Annotated in this window: 16 protein-coding genes and 2 pseudogenes; 9 read left to right on the top strand and 9 right to left on the bottom strand. The window is 66.5% G+C overall.

Annotated features, from left to right (window positions below):
* Positions 1-8 precede the first annotated feature (8 nt).
* Entirely contained in the window at positions 9-1,040 is a 1,032-nt protein-coding gene (locus ABDC78_RS09925; protein WP_178362060.1) for an LLM class F420-dependent oxidoreductase, read from the bottom strand.
* Between the two features lie 84 nt (positions 1,041-1,124).
* Here ABDC78_RS09925 and ABDC78_RS09920 point away from each other — a divergent pair, with 84 nt between their 5' ends.
* Entirely contained in the window at positions 1,125-2,621 is a 1,497-nt protein-coding gene (locus ABDC78_RS09920) for a carboxyl transferase domain-containing protein (RefSeq protein ID WP_178362059.1), read from the top strand.
* Positions 2,622-2,635: 14 nt separating this feature from the next.
* Here ABDC78_RS09920 and ABDC78_RS09915 read toward each other — a convergent pair whose 3' ends face one another.
* From ABDC78_RS09915 to ABDC78_RS09905, 3 genes and pseudogenes are all read right to left on the bottom strand, one after another.
* On the bottom strand, positions 2,636-3,682 hold the full coding sequence (locus tag ABDC78_RS09915; RefSeq protein WP_178362058.1) for a TIGR03857 family LLM class F420-dependent oxidoreductase: 1,047 nt from the start codon (positions 3,680-3,682) through the stop codon (positions 2,636-2,638).
* The gene (locus ABDC78_RS09910) at positions 3,679-4,056 is read right to left on the bottom strand and encodes a nuclear transport factor 2 family protein (RefSeq protein ID WP_178362057.1); all 378 of its coding nucleotides are present in this window, start codon (positions 4,054-4,056) and stop codon (positions 3,679-3,681) included. The genes ABDC78_RS09915 and ABDC78_RS09910 overlap by 4 nt, the downstream gene beginning before the upstream one ends.
* A pseudogene (locus tag ABDC78_RS09905) lies at positions 4,053-4,238 on the bottom strand (aminoglycoside phosphotransferase); the annotation flags it as partial. The pseudogene ABDC78_RS09905 and the gene ABDC78_RS09910, both read right to left, overlap by 4 nt.
* 72 nt (positions 4,239-4,310) lie before the next feature.
* Between ABDC78_RS09905 and ABDC78_RS09900 the strand changes: the two are divergent.
* Positions 4,311-4,928, top strand: coding sequence for a TetR/AcrR family transcriptional regulator (locus ABDC78_RS09900; RefSeq protein ID WP_178362056.1), 618 nt, complete (start codon positions 4,311-4,313; stop codon positions 4,926-4,928).
* Here the strand turns inward: ABDC78_RS09900 and ABDC78_RS09895 are convergent.
* Complete coding sequence (locus ABDC78_RS09895) at positions 4,900-6,021, bottom strand: alpha/beta hydrolase (RefSeq protein WP_178362055.1); 1,122 nt, start codon at positions 6,019-6,021, stop codon at positions 4,900-4,902. The genes ABDC78_RS09900 and ABDC78_RS09895 overlap by 29 nt on opposite strands.
* Positions 6,018-7,619 carry an NAD(P)/FAD-dependent oxidoreductase gene (locus ABDC78_RS09890; protein ID WP_178362054.1) on the bottom strand — a complete coding sequence of 534 codons (1,602 nt, stop codon included), beginning with the start codon at positions 7,617-7,619 and terminating at the stop codon, positions 6,018-6,020. The genes ABDC78_RS09895 and ABDC78_RS09890 overlap by 4 nt, the downstream gene beginning before the upstream one ends.
* A gap of 118 nt (positions 7,620-7,737) precedes the next feature.
* Between ABDC78_RS09890 and ABDC78_RS09885 the strand changes: the two genes are divergently transcribed.
* The 3 genes from ABDC78_RS09885 to ABDC78_RS09875 all read left to right on the top strand — a co-directional run bounded on the left by ABDC78_RS09885 (position 7,738) and on the right by ABDC78_RS09875 (position 11,099).
* Complete coding sequence (locus tag ABDC78_RS09885) at positions 7,738-8,754, top strand: Rieske (2Fe-2S) protein (protein ID WP_178362053.1); 1,017 nt, start codon at positions 7,738-7,740, stop codon at positions 8,752-8,754.
* Complete coding sequence (locus ABDC78_RS09880; RefSeq protein WP_178362052.1) at positions 8,751-9,371, top strand: cysteine hydrolase; 621 nt, start codon at positions 8,751-8,753, stop codon at positions 9,369-9,371. The genes ABDC78_RS09885 and ABDC78_RS09880 overlap by 4 nt, the downstream gene beginning before the upstream one ends.
* A gap of 75 nt (positions 9,372-9,446) precedes the next feature.
* Complete coding sequence (locus ABDC78_RS09875) at positions 9,447-11,099, top strand: acyl-CoA synthetase (RefSeq protein ID WP_178362051.1); 1,653 nt, start codon at positions 9,447-9,449, stop codon at positions 11,097-11,099.
* A 12-nt stretch (positions 11,100-11,111) separates the two neighbouring features.
* On the opposite strand, the gene ABDC78_RS09870 is transcribed toward ABDC78_RS09875, so the two are convergent.
* A complete protein-coding gene (locus tag ABDC78_RS09870) occupies positions 11,112-12,560 on the bottom strand; it encodes a coniferyl aldehyde dehydrogenase (protein WP_178362050.1) in 1,449 nt (482 codons plus the stop codon).
* 95 nt (positions 12,561-12,655) lie between these two features.
* On the opposite strand from ABDC78_RS09870, the gene ABDC78_RS09865 reads away from it, so the two are divergent.
* Positions 12,656-13,867, top strand: a complete 1,212-nt coding sequence (locus ABDC78_RS09865; RefSeq protein ID WP_178362049.1) for a cytochrome P450 — start codon at positions 12,656-12,658, stop codon at positions 13,865-13,867.
* Between the two features lie 56 nt (positions 13,868-13,923).
* On the opposite strand, the gene ABDC78_RS09860 is transcribed toward ABDC78_RS09865, so the two are convergent.
* Entirely contained in the window at positions 13,924-15,465 is a 1,542-nt protein-coding gene (locus tag ABDC78_RS09860) for an aldehyde dehydrogenase family protein (RefSeq protein ID WP_347133419.1), read from the bottom strand.
* 130 nt (positions 15,466-15,595) lie between these two features.
* On the opposite strand from ABDC78_RS09860, the gene ABDC78_RS09855 reads away from it, so the two are divergent.
* Positions 15,596-16,810 carry a CaiB/BaiF CoA-transferase family protein gene (locus ABDC78_RS09855; protein ID WP_178362369.1) on the top strand — a complete coding sequence of 405 codons (1,215 nt, stop codon included), beginning with the start codon at positions 15,596-15,598 and terminating at the stop codon, positions 16,808-16,810.
* Positions 16,811-16,883: 73 nt separating this feature from the next.
* Here ABDC78_RS09855 and ABDC78_RS09850 read toward each other — a convergent pair whose 3' ends face one another.
* Positions 16,884-19,085, bottom strand: coding sequence for a molybdopterin-dependent oxidoreductase (locus ABDC78_RS09850; RefSeq protein ID WP_178362048.1), 2,202 nt, complete (start codon positions 19,083-19,085; stop codon positions 16,884-16,886).
* A 45-nt stretch (positions 19,086-19,130) separates the two neighbouring features.
* On the opposite strand from ABDC78_RS09850, the gene ABDC78_RS09845 reads away from it, so the two are divergent.
* Both ABDC78_RS09845 and ABDC78_RS09840 read left to right on the top strand, forming a co-directional pair.
* Positions 19,131-19,505 carry an NYN domain-containing protein gene (locus tag ABDC78_RS09845; RefSeq protein ID WP_178362047.1) on the top strand — a complete coding sequence of 125 codons (375 nt, stop codon included), beginning with the start codon at positions 19,131-19,133 and terminating at the stop codon, positions 19,503-19,505.
* An 84-nt stretch (positions 19,506-19,589) separates the two neighbouring features.
* Positions 19,590-20,295: pseudogene (locus ABDC78_RS09840) on the top strand (thioesterase family protein).
* Positions 20,296-20,302: the final 7 nt, after the last annotated feature.

Here is a 20,302-nt window from a genome sequence, read left to right as displayed (position 1 = left end):
CTCCCTCGTCATGCGCTGCCGCGCAGATCAGCTACCAGATCGACCACTGTGGCCTCATCGACCGACGGCGGAAAACCCACCAGCACCCGGTCGATCAGACCGTCACATCGAGCCCGGATCTTCGCCGCCAATTCGTCGACCGGCGCCACCACGGCGAACTCGCCGAGGATGGTGTCGTCGATCAACGAACCCATGCCGTCCCAATCACCCTCACGCGAGAGTCGGTGAAGCTCGGTATGGAGGTCGCCCCAGCCGTGCAACTCCAACACCCTGCGATATGCGGGAGTGGAGGCGTAGAAGGCGATCTGCTTGCGCGCCCCCGACGCCGCCGCCTTCATCTCGGCGTCGTCGCGTCCGGTCACCACGAACAGCGGGCTCGCCACCTCGATGTCGTCCCGCACACGGCCCGACCGCTCCAGACCCCGGGACAACGTCGGCAACGTCACCTCACGGAAGTACCGCTGCGTCGAAAAGGCATGCGCGAGAATGCCGTCAGCGACCTCCCCGCACATCTCGGTCATGCGGTCGCCGACGGCGGCGACAAAGACTTTCGGGTCGCCGTGCGGATGCGCCGGCGGGACGAACATCGGCGTCATCAGCGTGTGGGTGTAGAACTCGCCCTCGAACTGCAACCGGGTGTCCTCGCGCCAACAGGACCAGATCTCCCGCAGCGCAAGCACGAACTCGTGCATTCGCGCCACCGGCTTGCTCCACGGCATGCTGAAACGCTTCTCGATGTGCGGCTTGATCTGTGAGCCCAACCCCAGGATGAACCGCCCCTGCGAGTAGTCCTGCAGATCCCAGCCGATCTGTGCCACCGTCATCGGGTTGCGGGCAAACGCCACCGCGATGCTGGTGCCCAGTTCGATCCTGGTGGTGTGTTCGGCGGCCAGCGTCAGCGGCAGAAAGGGGTCGTGGCTGACTTCGGCCGTCCAGCAGCCGTCGAAGCCGCGGCGTTCCAGCGTGCGGGCACCGGTCGGCACCTGGGAAAGCCGGCTGACCACGGCGGCGTCGACCTTGAGGCCGCCTTCAGGACGCATGCCAAACGAAGCTACAGTAAGCAATTCAGTATGGTCAACGTTGCGAGCCCGCGCACGGTTCGCCACCGAGGACGGGAGTGACCGATGGCCGGTGCCGAGGACTGGCAGGACACGCTCGGCGAACTCGCCCGCCGACGGGATCACTCGCGCGCGATGGGCGGTGACGAGCGCGTCGCCAAGCACCACGACAAGGGCAAACTCGATGCCCGCGGACGTATCGGCCATCTCCTCGACAAGGGATCGTTCCGCGAGTTCGGCACCCTCGTCGGCGGCGAGATCGCGGCCGACGGCATCGTCACCGGTTCCGGACTGATCAACGGCTCACCGGTGATGGTGGGCGCCGAGGACTTCACCACCCTGGCCGGCAGCATCGGCCCCGGAGGCAATTCGAAGCGCTACCGCCTCGCCGAACTGGCACTGCGGGAACGGATTCCGATGGTGATGTTGCTCGAGGGCGCCGGTTTCCGTCCCAGCGGAGAGCACTACGGGCGCACCCCCACCGACCTGCTGGCGCAGGCGCAGTGCTCGGGAAGGGTGCCCACGGTCGCGGGGTTGTTCGGTCCGTCCGCCGGCCACGGCGCGCTGGTCGCCCCGGTGTGCGATTGGACCATCATGACCACGCAGGGGGCGATCTTCACCGCGGGACCACCCGTGGTCAAAGAGTCCACCGGCGAAGAGATTTCGAAAGAGGATCTCGGCGGCCCGAGCGTGGCGTTGGCCAGCGGTGTGATCCACAACCTCGGCCAGGACGACGCAGCGGTGCTCGAGGACATCCGCCGCTACCTGTCCTACTTCCCGTCGAGCGCCTGGTCCTATCCGGCGTCGCTGCCGGCCGACGACTGCACCGGCCCGCGCCCCACCCCTGAGCTTCTCGAGATCGTGCCGCGCGGCAACCGCCAGGTGTACGACATGCGCGCGGTGCTCGATGTCGTCTTCGACCGCTCGGACTGGTTCGAGGTGCAGCCGAAATTCGGATCCGCCATCATCTGTGCGTTGGCCCACCTCGGTGGTCATCCGGTCGCGGTGGTGGCGAACCAGCCGCGGGTGATGGCCGGTTCCATCGACGCCGACGCCGCCGACAAGGCAGCACATTTCATCTCGGTGGCCGACGCGTTCCACCTGCCGCTGGTCTTCCTCGCCGACAACCCGGGAATGATGCCGGGCAGTCGCTCCGAACGCCAGGGCGTGCTCCGCAGCGGCGCCCGGATGTTCGCGGCGCAGACCGTGGCGACCACGGTGAAACTGCATGTGACACTGAGGAAGGCCTACGGTTTCGGCTCGATGGTGATGTCACTGCTCGGGTTCGACAACCAGAGCGCCACCTTCGCCTATCCCGGCGCGACGATGGGAGCGATGAGCGCCGCGGCCCTCAGCCGTGCCTCACACGCCGCCGAGGACGTCGAGGAGAAGCTGCGCCAGGCCGAGGTGGACGCATCGTTCCGCTCAGCAGGCCACCTCGGCTTCGACGACCTCATCCATCCGGAGGAGACGAGGGACGCGCTGCTGGACGCGCTGAGTCGCGGCCTCCACAGCCGCCAGGCCGCCGCCCAACCGGTCACCCGCTCGACCATCACGCCCTGACCCCGTGTGCGGCGTCAGCCGTCGGTGGCGCGGTACGCGGCGACGATCGGCTCGAGTTCGTCGGGGGTCGCCCCATGCATGATCACCGCGTCGGCGCCGTAGTCGAACTCCTTGCGCACGCGGTCGACGCACCGCTGCGCCGACCCGGTGGCCGACGGCTCCAGCCATTCCTCGGGGATCAGCGTGGCGATGTGTTCGATCTGCTCGGAGGTGGCCTTGTGGTCGATGCCACCGGGGATCGACTGGACCACCGGGTCGTCGCGGAAGCGCTTCAGCACAGCGGTATCCCAGCCATTGGTGTTCACCAGCAGGTCACCGTAGCCCTGCAGGTAGGTGGCCAGTCGCGCGACGGTCTTCTTCAGCCGCAGTTCCTCGGGGAGATGGTCGCCGACGGTCGCGAAGCACGACCAGACCTTCACGCTGGCGGGGTCGCGTCCGGCCTGCTCCGCAGCGTCCTTGACCGTCTTCACCGCGCGCTGCAGGGTCTCGGGAGTGAAGTAGGTGTGCAGGATGACGTCGTCGAACTCCCGTCCCCCCAGCGCCAGCGTCTGCGGACCGAACGCGACGAGGGCCAACCTGATGTCCTCGTCGAAGTCGGGGTCGAGGAACAGCACCTGATATTTGCCGATCGGCCCGTCGTGGCCGAAGATCAGCTCGCCGTGCCAGAGCTTGCGCATAACCTGGGCGAAGTCCTCCATCTGCGCCGTGGTCACCGCGGGCACACCGAACGCGTTGTACATCGCCGCGATGCCGCGCCCGAGGCCCAGGGTGAAGCGGCCGCCGGACAGCCGGTGCATCGTGGTCGCCCACGATCCGGTGATCAACGGATGGCGGGTGTTGTGATTGGTTGCAGCGGTGGCGATCTGCATCCGACTGGTCACCGCAAGTGCGGCCCCGGTCAGCGACGACGCCTCTTTGACGTTCCAGCGTTCCGAGATGAATCCGGTGCCGAAGCCCAACTCCTCACCGCGCCGCGCCTCGTCCATCAGGGCGGCCGGGCCCTCACCCCCGGCACCGGCCAGCAGGTAGTAGCCGAGTTCATCGAGCACACGTTCGTTCACGCCCAAACTCCTTGCTTGTAGCCGCAATTCCAGACCTCGGTGATCCTGCCGTCGACGACCCGGAAGATCTCCATGCTGGCGACGGTGGTCTCGGTGCCGTCCTTCAGCGTCATCGGCGACTGGTAGACGATAGCCACGTGCTCGTCGTCGTCACCGGCGACAACGAGGTTGAGGTCGAACCGGATCGTCTCGAACATCTCCCAGTGGTCGACGACGCGCGCCACCGCCTCGTCGTGGGTCAGCGTCGTCGCCTCCTCCCCCGCGTCGTGTCGGATCACCGAGTCGCCCAGCAGTTCTTCGGCGAGCGCGAAGTCGCGTTCGTTCCACACCACGAGGTTGTACAGTTCCACCACCTCCCGCGCCGAGCGGGTCATCCGAACACCTCCAGGGCGTCGATGTCGTCGATCGCGGCGATCGCGCGGTCGGTGAGAGCCAGGCAGAGCCGACGGGACCGCTCGGGCAACACATCCCAGCCGTTGAGGGTGATGACGGGGAGCACCATCAGGTAGACGGCCGCGCATCGGTACTGCCGCCATGCCTCGTCGAACCCGTAGTCACCATCGAGTTGCCCCGCCACATATTTGACGCATCGCAAGTAACATAATTGTCGGTCGTCTAATATGCAAGGGTGCCCACCCCCAGTCGCGGCCTGACACAGCCGGAACGGGTCGAGATCTCCAGCCGTAAACTGGCCCGCGCGGCGGCCGAGCTGATCATCGAAAAAGGTTGGGAAGCAACAACTGCCGCGGAAATCGGCCGCCGGGCCGGATACAGCCGGGCGATGGTGCACGCTCGATACGGCAGCAAGGACGCCGTCCTCGATGCAATCTTCATGCGCGAGTACATGGCAGCGCTCAGCCCCGACCTCGACCCCGACGCCACCGGCCTCGAGCACGCGCTCGCACACCTGGACCGGATCGGGCAGCTCGCCGCTGACGATCCCGAGCTTCTCCGCGCGATGTTCGTCGCAGCGTTCGAGGCCGTCAAGAGCACCTCGGCACTGCGCCCCCGCTCGTTGGGCCAGCTCGACGTCGGCATGCGACGGGTCAGAGCCGGACTCGAGAAGGGGGTCGCCGATGGTTCGGTGCGACCCGACGTCGACGTCACACGCGCCGTCAACGACATCAGCTCAGCGGTGTACGGCATCGCCTACCTCTGGCTCGTGCTCACGGCGGGCTACGATCTCCAGACCGAGCTGAAATATCTTCGGCGGCGGCTCATTCGCGACTACGGCTCAACTCGCTGACCTTCCGCAGCCAACGTTCCGACGCGGCCTGAACGCCCCCGGCGAACAGATGGCCGACGTGACTGCCCGGATGCCAGTGCAACTGGCCGCCCCACTGCCGGTGAAGCGCAAGCGCGGCTTCCGGTGTGGCCATCCGGTCGTGCCGCGCCCCGACGATGAGCCGCCGATCCGGCGGCGCGGTCGGCTCGACGGACCGGTAGTCGACGGCCGACATCAGCTGTTCCACCACGTCGGACTGCAACAACTCGACGGTGTCCCGCACCGATGGACCCCACCGGCCGAGGTGTGCCCCGATCATCGCGTTCAGGCCGGATATCGGGGTGTACACCGCCACGGCGTCGACGGGTTCGAGGTGGGACACCAGACCTGCCACCGGGCTTCCCATCGACACCCCCGACACCGCGATCGCGCTCGCCTGCGGGCGCAGCCATCGCAGCACCGCGCGCACCTCGGAGACCGCGCGCATCATGCCGGCGACATTGGCCAGCGGGTCCATGTTCGGGTACGCGGGCCACGCACTGCGTCGCACCCCGCATCCCGGCTGGACGGGGAGTGCGATGTTGAACCCGAATTCCTCCTGGAGGCGGCGCGCCCGAGAGAACAGCAGATCGGTCGGCTGGCCCTGACCCGCCCCGTGCACCCATACCAGCCACGGCCGCCGGCCCTCACCTGTTCGACAGAGGTGCACGACGGCTGTCGCGGGACCGCCGAAACCCTCGGCACTCAGCGAGTACGGGAGCGCAGGATCGTGCTCGAACGTCAGCTGTTCGTAGGTGTGCCGGGCCCATCGACGGCGATGCACGGATGCGACGTGCAACGGACTCGGTTCGGAATTCGCACCCGCCAACCCGGCGCCGGACAACTCGTCAGCAGCGGATCTGCAGGAGTCGACGGACCGCTCCAGCTTCGGCGGCGGAGCGGTCAACGTCATCCCCGACAGCGCGAGTTCGTCGAGCACTACTTCGCCGAGTTGACGAGCACCGTTCACCGACAAGGGGTTCCACTCTCCGGTGGCCGACACCGCCGCATGCGCCCGCGGCAGCACGCCGCCGAAGTCCCGCCCGATGCGCCAGGCGCGTTCTGTGATTCTCATCCGAGCTCGAACCCGGTGTAACCCGCCGCTGCGATCTCGTCGCAGCGTCTGCGGTACTCCGGAATGCCCGCGGTGTAGCCCATGTACATCCGCTTCTTGCCCGGGACGTTGCCGCCGTTGTACCAGGAGTTGCACGTCGGGTGGACCAAGACCGTCGGCGCCACCAACGCCGTCGTGTGCTCGATCCATTCGCGTTGCGCGTTCGGCAGCGCCTCGATGGTGCGGTGACCGTGCGCACGCAGATGCGACAGGCACTCGCCGATCCACTCCACGTGCTGCTCGAGCGCGGCGACGAAATTGGTGGCCGCCGATGGGCTTCCCGGAGCCTGGATGATGAACAGGTTCGGAAATCCGGAGACCGCGATGCCGAGATACGAGTACGGCCCCTCCGTGCCCCAGAATTCGGCCAGTGACATCGCCCCTCGACCGCGGACGTCTATACGGGTCAGCGCACCGGTCATCGCGTCGAAACCGGTTGCGTAGATGATCACGTCGAGTTCGTGGAGTTCCCGCTCGGTTCGGATGCCCTCGGGCGTGACGCTGATGATGGGGTTTTTTCGCAGATCGACCAGGGTCACGTTGTCCCGGTTGAACGTTTCGTAGTAACCCTGGTCGATGATCGGACGTTTGCAGCCGAACGGATGCGTCGGAGTCAGGGCCGCGGCGGTGTCAGGGTCCTCGACGATGCGGGCCACCGCCTCCCCGTAGAGCCTCCCCGCCATCTGGTTGGCCTCGATGTCGAAGAAGATGTCACCCCAGCTGAGCGCACCCATGACGCCGTGCTCTTCGACCGCGCGCACCTGTTCTTCGCGGGAGGCACCCTTGATCGGCGGCTTGACGAGCATGTCCAGCAGCACCGAGAAGGCACTGAGCCGGGCCGCGCCGACGGGATGCTGACGCTGCACCTCGCGGATCTGCCCGTAGTTGCGCTTCAACTCGTCGAGTTCACCGGGCTCGAAGGCACGGACCCGCCAGGGCAGCGTGTAGGCCGGTGAGCGCTGGAACACCGAGAGGTGTTCGGCCCGGCGCGCCACGACCGGGATCAGTTGCACGCCGGTGGATCCGGTACCGATCACACCGACCCGCTTGCCGCTGAGGTCGATGTCGTCCGCAGGCCAGCGACTGGTGAACAGCGATGTCCCGGCGAAGGTGTCCATTCCGTCGACGGCGGGCTCCAGAGGCACCGACAGGATGCCCGATGCGGCCACCACGAACGGCGCGACGAACGACTGACCCGTTGCGGTCTCGACCGTCCACACCGCGGCGTCCTCGTCGTACCTCATCGAGACGACCTCGGTGCCGAACGAGATGTCGCGACGCAGATCCAATCGGTCCGCGACGAAGTTCAGGTAGGCCTCGATCTCGGGCTGGGCCGGCATCGTCTCGGTCCACACCCACTCCTGCTCGATCTCCTCGGAGAAGCTGTAGGAATATTCGATGCTCTCGATGTCGCAGCGTGCGCCCGGATAGCGGTTGAACAACCAAGTGCCGCCGACGTTGTGGGCTTTCTCCAGCACGTGCGCCCGGAACCCCAGTTCACGCAGTCGATGCAACGCGTACAGCCCGGAGAAACCGGCGCCGATGACGATCACGTCCACGTGTGCTGTCACCTTCCTCGCCGGGATCGGCTGTTCGGGCCGCTTGCCAAGCTACTGTAACTATTACAGTATTGCCTCCGAATGCGCGCCGATTTCGGCGACCACGAGGGAGGCATCTGTGAAGGTCCCATTCACCTGGAAGGTCACCGGATGGTTCATGATCGGATGGTCGGCGGAGTTCGAAGTCGGCGATGTCAAGGCGCTGCACTACTTCGGTGAGGACCTGGCGGCCTACCGTGACGAGTCGGGCGAACTGCACGTCCTCGAAGCACACTGCAAGCATCTCGGCGCCCACATCGGGCACGGCGGCAAGGTCGTGGGCGATTGTGTGGAGTGCCCGTTCCACGGCTGGCGCTGGGGCCCCGACGGTTCCAACCGCTACATCCCCTATCAGCCGGATCGCCCCAATCGGGGCTTGAGGTTGCGGACCTATCCGGTCAGGGAACAGTACGGCTGCATCTTCATGTGGTACCAGCCCCAGGGCAAGGAACCGCAGTGGGAACTGCCGGACATCTTTCTCAAGTTCCCCCAGTTCGAGACCGACGCCGGCGCCTACTACCGTCCGTATCCGGAGTTCTCCAGCCGCGCCGACGCCGTTCCGGTGCACCCGCAGATCGTCGCCGAGAACGGTCCCGACAGTTCACATTTCCGGTATGTGCACGGCGCCTCCGTCACACCGGTGTGTCTGCACTGGGAGCACGTCGATGAAGAATGGCGCTTCCTCACCGGCTGGCCGGACGTCCGCAGCGACGACCCCGACAAGATGGCGTTGCGTATCCACAGCCATTTCTCCGGACTGGGGTTCGCGATGAGTGCGTTCGAGGGCTCCTCCAACCACCGGCTGATCTTCGCGTGCACACCGGTTGATGACGAGGTATCGGACATGTTCTATTCGATCTGGTGGCCGAAGCTGCCCGGCGAGACCTCCGACATTCCGCCCGCCGGCGTGCGCGCCAAGGTCGAACGACAGTTCCTCAAGACCGTGTGGGAGGACTGCGACATCTGGCGCTACCAGAAGTACGTCGAGAACCCGCCGCTGGCCAAGATCGACGCGAAACCCTATATGGCCATGCGGAAGTGGGCGACCCAGTTCTACGACGTGCCACCGGTGGGACAACCGGTCACCTCCGCATGAAGCCCGACCTCGACGAACTGGTGACACCCGCTCACACCGCGATCGTCACCCAGGAGTGCCAGGGGGCCGTCGTCGGACCGGACGCGGGGCTGCGGACACTGTCCGAGGCGGCCCGTCGACAAGCCCTGCCCAATATCGCCCGACTGCTGCCCGTCGCGCGTGCGGCGGGCGTATCCATCGTGCACTGCGTGGTCCAGCGCAGGTCCGACGGCCGGGGTTCCAACCACAACGCCAGAATCTTCGCCTTCGGCGCCGCAGGAGTCGACATCAGCCCCGACAGCCCTGGCACCCGACTGGTGCCCGAACTCGACGCTCAGCCAACCGATCTGGTGCTGCACCGGTGGCACGGCATCGGACCGATGGGCGGCACGGACCTGGATTCGATCCTGCGCAACCTGGGGGTGAGCACCATCGTGGCGGTCGGCGTTTCGGTGAACGTCGCGATCACCAACCTGGTCATGGATGCCGTGAACGCGGCCTATCGTGTGGTCCTGCCACGGGACGCCGTCGCCGGGATTCCGCACGACTACTGCGACGCCGTCATCGACAACACGTTGTCGCTGCTCGCATCGATCACCACCACCGACGATCTCATCGAGGCATGGAGTAGGCGATGACGGACCGCGGCCGATGGCCATACAACTTCGGGCCAACTGTCTACCCGCTGAGCGCGGGCGTCTAGAGTCCATCGCATGACCGAGTCGACTCAGTTCACCGTCCCGGCCGCCGCCGATGCCGTCGCGGCCGTCATCGGCGATCGTGACTTCATCGTCCAGGGTGATCGCCGCTTCACGTACGCGCAGATCGTCGAGCGTTCGAATCGGCTCGCGGCCTACCTGCACTCCCGGGGCCTGGGGTGTCACACCGAGCGCTCCGAGTTGGGCGGTCACGAGGTCGGGCAGGATCTACTGGGCATCTACGCCCACAACGGGCCCGAATACGTCGAGGGCATGCTGGGGGCGTGGCGGTCGCGGGTCGCGCCGTTCAACGTCAACTACCGGTACGTCAAGAGCGAGCTGCAGTACCTGCTCTCCGATTCCGGCGCGTCCGCGCTGCTCTACCACGCCGCCTTCGCCCCGCGCCTGGCCGAGGTGCTGGCCGATCTGCCGCAGCTGAAGGTGCTCATCCAGATCGCCGACGAGTCCGGCAACGACCTCCTGCCCGGTGCCGTCGACTACGAGGCGATCGTGGCGACCGGACCTGCCGGCCCGCCGCCGGTGCAACCGTCACCCGACGACCTCTACGTGCTCTACACCGGTGGGACCACCGGCATGCCCAAGGGTGTGCTGTGGCGCCAGCACGACATCTTCATGACCTCCTTCGGTGGCCGCAGCCTCTACACCGGGGAACTGGCCACCAGCTACGACGACATCACCGCCCGCTGCGTCGCTGCCCCCGACACCAGGCTGATGGTGCTGCCGCCGCTCATGCACGGCGCCGCTCAGTGGGCCGTGCTGACCGCGATGAACACCGGCCAGACGGTGGTGTTCTCTGCCGTCACCGACCATCTCGACGTCGACGACGTGGTGGCCACCGTCGAACGGGAGAAGATCCTGGCGGTGACGGTGGTCGGCGACGCGATGGCCCGCCCGCTGGCCGACGCGTTCGAGCGGACGAGCGCTGATCTGTCGTCACTGGCAGTGGTGGCCAACGGCGGCGCACAGCTCACCCCGACCGCCAAGCAACGGCTCATCGACAGCAAGCCCAACCTGATGATCGTCGACGGTGTGGGGTCCTCGGAGACTGGTGCGCAGATGACCCACATGTCGGCCTCCGGCGCGGTATCCACCGGCAAGTTCACCGCAGGACCGGACACCTCCGTCGCCTCCGAGGATCTCAGCACGATCCTCGAACCCGGCCACGACGACATGGGGTGGTTGGCGCAGCGCGGGTACGTCCCACTCGGCTACAAGGGGGACGCTGTCAAGACGGCCGCGACGTTCCCCGTCATCGACGGTGTGCGGTACTCGGTGCCCGGTGACCGCGCCCGGCATCTGTCCGACGGTTCGGTGGAACTGCTCGGTCGCGATTCGGTGACGATCAACTCCGGCGGCGAGAAGATCTTCGCCGAGGAGGTGGAGTCCGCGGTCGCGTCCCATCCTGCGGTCGCCGACGTGGTGGTCGCGGGCCGACCGAGCGAGCGGTGGGGTCAGGAGGTGGTGGCCGTGGTCGCGCTCGTCGCCGGCGCCGAGGCGACCGCCGAAGAGCTCATCGAGCACGCCTCCGAGGTCATCGCCCGCTACAAACTGCCCAAAGCGGTGGTGTTCCGGCCCACCATCGAGCGCAGCCCGGCCGGCAAGGCCGACTACCGGTGGGCCCGCGAGCAGGCCACCGGCGGCGCCTGAGCCGGAGGCGATTCAACGGGCCCTGAGCCGGCGACGCGTGCGGTTGCGCGCCATTCGCAGTGCCATGGCCGTGGTCGCGCGCATCGTCCGTGAGAACGGCGGAGCAGCGCGGCCGGTGATGGTGAACGGCAGATCGCTGCCCACGACGGTGCGGTAGTGGCTGAACGCATCAAAGCCCGCCTTGCCGTGGTAGGCGCCCATCCCGCTGCGACCCACCCCGCCGAAGGGTGCCGCGGAGGGGATCATCTGTGCGGCAAAGTCATTCCGCGCCACCCCGCCGCTGCGGGTGCGCTGCACAAATGATCTGAAGTCGTCGTCGTCCGGGCCGAACCAGTACGAGACCAGCGGCGCCGGGCGGGCGTTGACGTAGTCGACCACCTCGGCGAGATGCCGATACGGACGCACGGTCAGCACCGGGCCGAACGTTTCCTCGGTCGCGATGAGCATGCTGTCGTCGACGTCGCGGACGATCGTCGGAGCGATCTTGCGGGTCTGGCGATCCGGCAGCATCTCCCCCGGCGGTGCCACGGAATCGACCAGGGCGCCCTTGGCCCTGGCGTCCTCGATCAGACCGACAACTCTGTCGAAGTTCGCGTCGTTCACCGACGAGCAGTAGTCCGCGTTGGCGACGATGGACGGGAACATCGCCTGCAGCGTGTCGCGCGCGACGCCGACGAACTCCTCCATCCGCTCGGCCGGTACGAACACATAATCAGGACACACACAGACTTGACCACCGTTGATCATGCGGCCCTGCGTAATCCGGCCAGCCGAGCGGGTGATATCGGCACCGGGTGAGACCACCACCGGGTTCTTGCCGCCGAGTTCAAGCGTGACAGGCACCAGGTTCGCCGCCGCGGCCCCCTGGACCAGCGCACCGACCGCGGGCGACCCGGTGAAGAAGAGGTGGTCGAAGGGCAGCGCAGCAAAATCGGCCGATACGGATGTGTCGCCGGTGACGACGTGCAGTTCGGCCGAGTCGAAGTAGTCCCCGGCACGGGCCCGCATCAACTCGGCGGTACGCGGGGTGACCTCCGACATCTTGATCATGACGCGATTGCCTGCCGCGAATGCCGCCGACGCCGGCAACACCACGAGGTTGAGAGGAAAGTTCCACGGCCCGATGATGCCGACGACGCCGAGCGGGGAGGGCTCGACTTCCGCCCTCATCCCGAACATCCGCGCCGTCCGCATCAGTCGGGCCGATCGCATCCACTGCGGCACATGGGATCTGGTGTGCTCGATGACCGAGATCATGCCCAGTATCTCGGTGAACAGCGTTGCGGCGCTCGGACGGGTGCCGAAATCGGCTGCCATCGCCTCGGCGAAGTCGTCGGCGTTGTCGAGAACCAGTGCGAGCAGGCGGTCGATCCGGTTGCGCCGCAACACGACGTCGGGGGGGCCGTCGGCGATGAACGCTTGCCGCTGACGTTCGAGGGCTTCGCCGAGGGACACGACCATGGGCGATTCCTCCGATTGACGGCCGCCGACTGTACAGGCAGTTACTGTAAGTATTACAGTAACTGTCGTTGCAGACAACCGACTGGAGACCAACCGTGGAAACCCCGGTACAGGACGTGGCGATGGATGAGCCCATCGATCTGCGCGACCCCTATCCCATGTTCGCGCGTCGCCGCGACGCGGGTGGCGTGTTCCGTGGCTCCGTCATGGACTGGTCGAAGACACCCGACTCGCTGAGACCCGAGAATCTTTACGCCGCGGTGTCCTTCGACGCGGTGAACCGGGTGTTCCGCGACGGCAAGGTGTTCAACTCGAAGATCTACGATTCCACCATCGGCCTGTTCATCGGCCCGACGATCCTCGCGATGGAGGGCAAGCCGCACTGGGAACACCGCAACCTGGTCTCGGCGGCGTTCAAGACCCGGTCACTGTCACGGTGGGAACCCGAGATCGTGCGGCCGGTCGTCAACGGTCTGATCGACGAGTTCGTCTATACCGGCGAAGCGGATCTGGTGCGCGACTTCACCTTCGAATTCCCCACGCGGGTCATCTCCAAGCTGCTCGGACTGCCCGAGGAAGACCTGCCCTGGTTTCGCAAGCGTGCGGTGGAACTGATCAGCTACACGGTCAAGTACAAGCGCGCATTCGAAGCCTCCGCGGCGCTGAAAGAGTACTTCCTCGAGCAGATCGACAAACGCCGGTCGGCGCCGACCGAGGACATCATCGGTGATCTGGTGTCGGCCGAGATCGACGGCGAGCGCCTGACCGATGAAGCGATCTTCTCGTTTCTGCGCCTGCTGCTGCCTGCCGGGCTCGAAACCACCTACCGATCGTCGGGCAATCTGCTCTTTCTACTGCTGTCCCACCGCGAGCAGTTCGATGCGGTGGTGGCCGATCATGAGCTGATCGGAGCGGCGATCGAGGAGGGACTGCGCTACGAGACGCCGCTGACCACCGTGCAGCGTTATGCGACCGAGGACGCCGAGGTTGATGGCGTGGAGATACCCGCAGGTTCGGTCATCGACGTGTGCATCGGTTCGGCCAACCGCGACGCGAAGCGGTGGGAGCGTTCCGAGGAGTTCGACATCTTCCGGAAGAGGGTGCCGCATCTGTCTTTTGCGGCCGGTGAACACACGTGCATGGGCCTGCACCTGGCGCGGATGGAGACCCGGGTGGCGCTCGAATGTCTACTCTCCCGGCTCTCGAACATCGAGCTGATCACCGATTCGGATCCGCACATCCACGGCCAGCCGTTCCGGTCCCCGACATCGATCCCGGTGACCTTCACCCCTGCCGCCGCGGAATAGCCTTCCTGGCTGCAGTATCGGGGCAGACCACAGCCGTGGCTTCACCCCGGCGGGGGTCAGCTCTGTCGACGCTCGCGGCGGGCGATGGTCTTGGTCTCGAGATACTGTCCGAACCCCTCGATGCCGCACTGCCTGCCCACACCGCTGCTCTTGTAGCCGCCGAACGGCGCGTCGGCGCCGTAGAACATCCCGCCGTTGACACCGAAGGAGCCGGTGCGAACGCGCCGCGCGATCGACATCCCGCGTTCCGCGGATCGGGACATCACCGCACCCGCGAGCCCGAACACACTGTCGTTGGCGATGCGCACTGCCTCGTCGTCGTCGTCGAACGGGATCAACACCAGCACCGGTCCGAAGACTTCCCGCTGGGCGATCGGTGCGCTGTTGTCGACGCCGACGATCACCGTCGGGGCGACGAAGTGTCCGCCTGCCAGGTGTCCGGGCAGCCCTTCGACCGGACCGCCGCCCACGGTGATCTCCGCACCGGCGGCCCGCGCTTCGTCGATCGCTGCCAGCACCCGGTCCTTCTGCGCGGCGCTGATCACCGGACCGACGAAGGTGCCGGGATCGACCGGATCGCCCACCGGCACAGCCCGATACGCGTCGGTGATGTCAGCGACCGCCTGGTCGTAGAGGGAGCGATGGATCAGCATCCTGCTGGTGGCCGCACACGCCTGCCCGGCGTGTACACAGACACCCACCGCGGTCGGCACGATCACCGCCGGGTTGGCGTCGTCGAGCACGATCGCCGCGGACTTGCCGCCGAGTTCGAGGAACATCCGCTTCATCGTGTCGGCGCCCTGGCGCATCAGCAGCCGGCCGACCGCGGTTGATCCGGTGAACGACACCAGGTCGACGCGCGGATCGGTGCCCAACATACCTGCCACCTCGTTGGAAGGGGTGGTGACCACATTGACGACCCCGCGCGGGATGTCGGTCCGCTCCTTGATGAGCCTGCCGAGCCTGGTCGCGTTCCAGGGCGTGTGGGGGTCGGGTTTGAGGACAACGGTGTTTCCGGCCGCCAGAGCAGGGCCGAGCTTGTTGAGGATGACCTCGATCGGGAAGTTCGACGGTGTCACGGCGGCGACGACGCCCACCGGTTCCTTGACGACGGTGCGGATGTTGCGGTCCCCGAACAGTCCGCCGCCGTCGAGCAGCCGTTCCCACTCGAACGCATCGATCAGGTGCGCCGGATAGCTCAGCGACTCAGCCAGCGGCCAATCCAGTTGCGCCGACTGCGTCGTCATCACCGGGCAGCCCACCTCGGCGACGAGTTCGTCGCGCAACTCCTCGCGCTCGGCCTCGATCGCGGCCTGCAGTTGCTGCAGGCATCGCTTGCGTAGCGAGCTGTCGGTGGACCAGTCCCCCGCGTCGAACGCGAGGCGGGCCGCTCCGATCGCGCAGTCCATGTCGCGGGCACCGGCCGCGGCGGTGCCACCCAGCACTGCGCCGGTGGCCGGACTGACATTGTCGAACTCCGCGCCGGAGTCCGCCTCGACGAGTTCGCCGCCGATCAGCATCCTGCGCTCGGCGCGCAGCCCGACGCGCTCTCCCAACTCGACGCTGGTCTCGACTGAACCCGCTGCGACGTCGCTCACCAGCACCTCCGTGGGCGGGAAAATTGTTGGACGATCAACGGTAAACGTTACAGTATCTCGACTCGGCTAAACTCGATCCCCACGAGCGGTTCGACATCGTCGTCAGAAGGGGATCCACTTGATCAAGGTCATGGAGGGCGTCCGCGTCCTCGAGGTAGCTCAGTTCACCTTCGTGCCGGCAGCGGGTGCGATCCTCGCCGACTGGGGCGCCGATGTGATCAAGATAGAGCATCCGGTGCGAGGCGACACCCAGCGAGGCTTCATCAACATGGGCGGGTTCCAGATGGACCCCAACCGGCATCCCCTCATCGAGCACCCGAACCGCGGCAAGCGCAGTGTCGGTATCGACGTGTCGACCCCCGACGGCCAGCAGGTCCTCTACGAAATCGCCGAGACCGCCGACGTCTACCTCACCAACTACATGCCGCAGGCACGGCAGAAGAACAAGTTCGACGTCGAACACATCCGCGCGGTGAACCCCGACATCATCTATGCGCGCGGCAGCGCCTACGGCGACAAGGGCCCCGAACGCACCGTCGGCGGCTTCGACGGGACCGCGTTCTGGACCCGCAGCGGGGTGGGTCACGCGCTCACCCCGGAAGGGATCGGAGGCGCTCTGTCGCAGGGCATTCCGGCGTTCGGCGACTCGATCGGCGGAATGAACATCGCCGGCGGGATCGCCGCGGCGCTGTTCCACCGCGAACGCACCGGCGAGACGGCGGAGATCGACGTGTCGCTGTTGAGCACGGCGTGGTGGGCCGCAGGCGCCAGCGTGACGCAGGGAATGGAATCCGGTGAGACGATGCGGTCGTTGATGCCGAATTCGGCGGGTCCCACGGTCAACCCATTCCTGGGCAACTACCTGACCTCCGACGGCGGCACCATCAATCTGTGCATCGTCAGCCCGACCGGGTACATCCGCGACGCGTTCGAGCATCTCGGCCTACCCGAGATGGCCGACGACCCCAAGTTCTCCGAGGTGCTCCCCCTCATCGAGAATGCCTCCGAGGCAGCCGAACTCATCGCCGACTCGTTCCGCAGCAAGCCCTTCGACTACTGGCGGGAGCACCTCAAGACCATGAAGGGACAGTGGGCGCCGTTCCAGAGCCTGGTCGATCTCGGAACCGACGAACAGGCCATCGCCAACGACATGATCGCCGAGGTGGAGGCGAGCGACGGCGGGCGGCCCTTCAAGGTGGTCCGCGGGCCGGTGCAGTTCAATCACGAACCGCTCGAGACCACCCGCGCACCGCAGGCGTCCGAGCACACCGAGACCGTGCTCATGGAACTCGGGCTGGACTGGGACCGCATCGAGGCCCTCAAGGACAGCGGCGCGATCGCCTAGCCTCTCGCCGAAACTGTATTCCACGCGGGCAAAGCCGCGTTCGCGCCGCGTGGAATACAGTTTCGGCGGTATGTCAGGGGGCGTCGATGCGGACGGGGACTCCGGTCAACCACGCCATGCCCGACATCGATTCGACGTCGTCGGGGTCACTCGAGGTCAACTGGTTCACGTTGGCGCCGCCGGCTTCATTCGCCAGACGCCAACCGCCAGTGCCCTTGTGTCCCCACCCGTGCGGCACCGCGATCACGCCGGGCACGATGTCCTTGGTCACCGTGACCGGCACACTGATCTGGCCGTACGGCGAGCTGACCTGCACCTCCTGGCCGTCGTCGATGTGCAGTGCGGCGGCGTCGTCGAAGTTGATCAGCCCGTACTGGCGACGATCGCCCCGCATCAGCAGCGGCGAGTTGTGCATCCACGAGTTCTCCGAACGGGCTTCGCGCATACCGATCATCCGCAGTGGGAACTCGCCGGGATGCGCACCTTGCGACAGCATGGCGATCTCGGCGGTGATGTCGTTGTGCATCAATTGGATTCGGCCGCGCGGATAACTGATGGCCTGCTTGAGGACGCCGGTCTTCAGATGGGGTGCGAGCACCTTCCCGTGCGGATGGCGGTCGGTGAGTCGGCCGAACGTCAGGCCCCCCGGGCGCAGACCGAACCGGTTGCCGCCGCCGGTGAACCTGATGATCCCGTCGGCCACCACTCGCGGGCCGGCCTCGATCCCCAACAGGTTGAGGGCCTTGCCCGTCGCGGCGACCGCGCGGAACACCGGCGAGTGGCCGCGCAGACCTCGCATCAACTCCCCGACGATCTCCCACTCCTGGCGCGACTGGCCGACGGGCTTGGCCACAGCCTCGGTGGCCTGGCGAAACGGCGTGGCCTGGAACGCCTGGAACGTCAACGGAAAGTCGTCGCGTTCGTACATCGTCGTCACCGGCAGGATGTAGTCACAGCGCGACGTCGTCTCGGTCAGGTAGAAGTCCAGTGCCACAGCAAGATCCAAGGATTCGAGTGCGTTCTCCAATTCACTGCCGTTGGGCACCGACAGCACCGGATTGCCTGCGCTGACGAACAGCGCTCTGATCTGCCGCTGACCCGGCGTGAGTATCTCTTTGGCCATCACTGCGGCCGGCTCTGAGCCGATCAGCGCGCGGAACCCGCCGATCCGAGATCTCTTCCGGCGGTAGGCGCGGCGCAGGAACGCCCCCATCATGACGTTGACCAACCGCTGCCCCGGTAGGCCCAGGCTGCCGAAGACCGATCCGCCCGGTTTGTCGAGATTTCCCGCGACCAGGTTGACGACGTCGATCAGGTAGGAGGTCAGCGTCCCGTACCGTCCCGCGCAGGTTCCCAGCCGTCCGTAGATCGCCGCGCGTGGCGTTGCCGCGAGGTCACGGGCCAACGCGCGCACCACGTCCGCATCGATCCCGGTGAAGGCCTGCGTGACCTCGGGTGTGAACGGTGCTGCCTGTGTTCGAAGCCAATCGAGTCCGTCGGCGTGAGCAGCGATCTGCCCGACATCGACCAGACCCTCGGCGAACATCACCTGCAGAAGTGACAGCAGCAGATGCGAATCGGTGTCCGGGACGATCCCGCACCACTCGAACTGGGCCGCCGTCTCGGATCGGCGCGGGTCGATCACCACCACCCGGCCGCCACCCTTGACGATGTCGTGCATCCGGTCCTTGATCCGCGGCGCTGTCAGGAAACTGCCGTGCGAGACGACGGGGTTGGCGCCCATCACGACGAGGAGTTCGGTACGGGTCAGGTCCGGTATCGGAACCGAGATCGGGGTCCCGTAGAGAAGTTGGCTCGCCATCAGCCTGCTGTTGGTGTCCTGAGACGACGCCGTGAAGAAGTGGGTGCGCCGGCCCAGCCCCTTGATGAACCCGAGCGCCGACAGCACATGCGCATAACTGAAGGCTCCGGGATTTCCGAAATACCAACCGACAGAGCCCGATCCGTGGTCCCGCAGGATCGTCGACAGTCGGGTCGTGATGTCTGCGAGCGCCTCGTCCCAGGACACCGGCTCGAACCCGTCGCCCGTCCGGCGCAGCGGGACCGTGACGCGATCGGGGTCGTTGACGACCTCGGTGAACGCGATGCCCTTCTGACAGGCGAACCCGGACGACAGCGGATGGTCCTTGTCGGGACGCAGTGCGACGAGCGTGCCGTCTTCGACGGTGGCGATCATGCCGCAGAGCGGCTCGCAGATCCGGCAGAACGTGATCTTGTGTTCGACACCGGTGTTCTGTTCGACGCTTCCAGCCATATCGGATCCCCTTTCCAGAGGCGCTATCCGGATAGTCTGATCCGGGTGCGCTGGATTGTCGATGGAATGAACGTGATCGGCTCCCGCCCCGATGGCTGGTGGCGCAACAGGCACCGCGCGATGACGACCCTGGTCGACTGTCTGGAACGGTGGGCACTGCGCGACGGCGTCGAGGTGACCGTGGTATTCGAGCGGCCCCCATCGCCGCCGATCGAGTCGTCGGTCATCACGGTGGCGCACGCACCGACTGCGGCCCCCAACTCCGCCGACGACGAGATCGTCAGAATGGTCTCCTGTGATCCGCACCCCGAAGAGATCCGGGTGGCGACGTCGGACCGCGTTCTGTCCGATCGGGTTCGGTCGGCGCATGCGTCGGTGTATCCGGCCGAACGGCTACGGGGGATGATCGATCCCCGGTGAAGTCCTGTAAGGCATCCGGTTGTACCTTCGATAAGTGCGACCACATCCTGCGGCCCGCGACCGCGCACACGACAGGAGCGGGACGTGACCGACGCCTACTACGAACTCATCGATCCCGACGATCCTCTCGGGGAGAAGTTCGCGGCGTCCGGCCATGTGGTCAGCACCTGGGGTGCCACGATGCAGAACGCGGCGCCGGTATCGGCGCTGCTGGTCCGCGCCCTCGAACGGTGCTCGCCGCGTGATGATTCCCGCATCAGCAGGGTTGTCGTGGACCTCCTGGGGCCGGTGCCGGTCACCGACCGGCTGTGGGTCCGATCCAGTGTGGAGCGCCAGGGGACGTTGATCGAGTTGGTCGGCGCCGAGATGATCGCGCCGGGGCCGGGTGGGACCCCACGGCCTGTCGCCAGAGCCAGCGCCTGGCGGTTCCAGCGCAGTGAGGTGGACGGCTTGCCCGTCACCCCGTACGACCCGATGCCACCGGTGGCCGAGGGCCGACGCCGGCGAGACGATGACGGCCTGCCAGCAGATATTCGCGGTCGCCGATATCGCCAACGGGATGGGGAGCCGGTTGGATCCGGCCGAGTGGACGTTTCTCAACACCGACCTCGCGGTACACATCCACCCGCTGCCCGAGGGAGAGTGGATCGGCGTGCGCTCCGAGAACCATTACGGCCGAGACGGAGTCGGCGTCTCTCGCGGAACGCTCTTCGACGAGATCGGTCCCGTCGCAGCCATCCAGCAGGCGCAACTGGTGCGCCGCCGGAGCACCCCGGACATTCCCAACTGAGAGGCTT

Source organism: Mycobacterium sp. DL, assembly GCF_039729195.1.
Taxonomy (GTDB): Bacteria; Actinomycetota; Actinomycetes; order Mycobacteriales; family Mycobacteriaceae; genus Mycobacterium; species Mycobacterium hippocampi_A.
The sequence above is the reverse complement of the archived record's forward strand: the minus strand, read 5'-3'. Positions and strand labels throughout refer to the sequence as shown.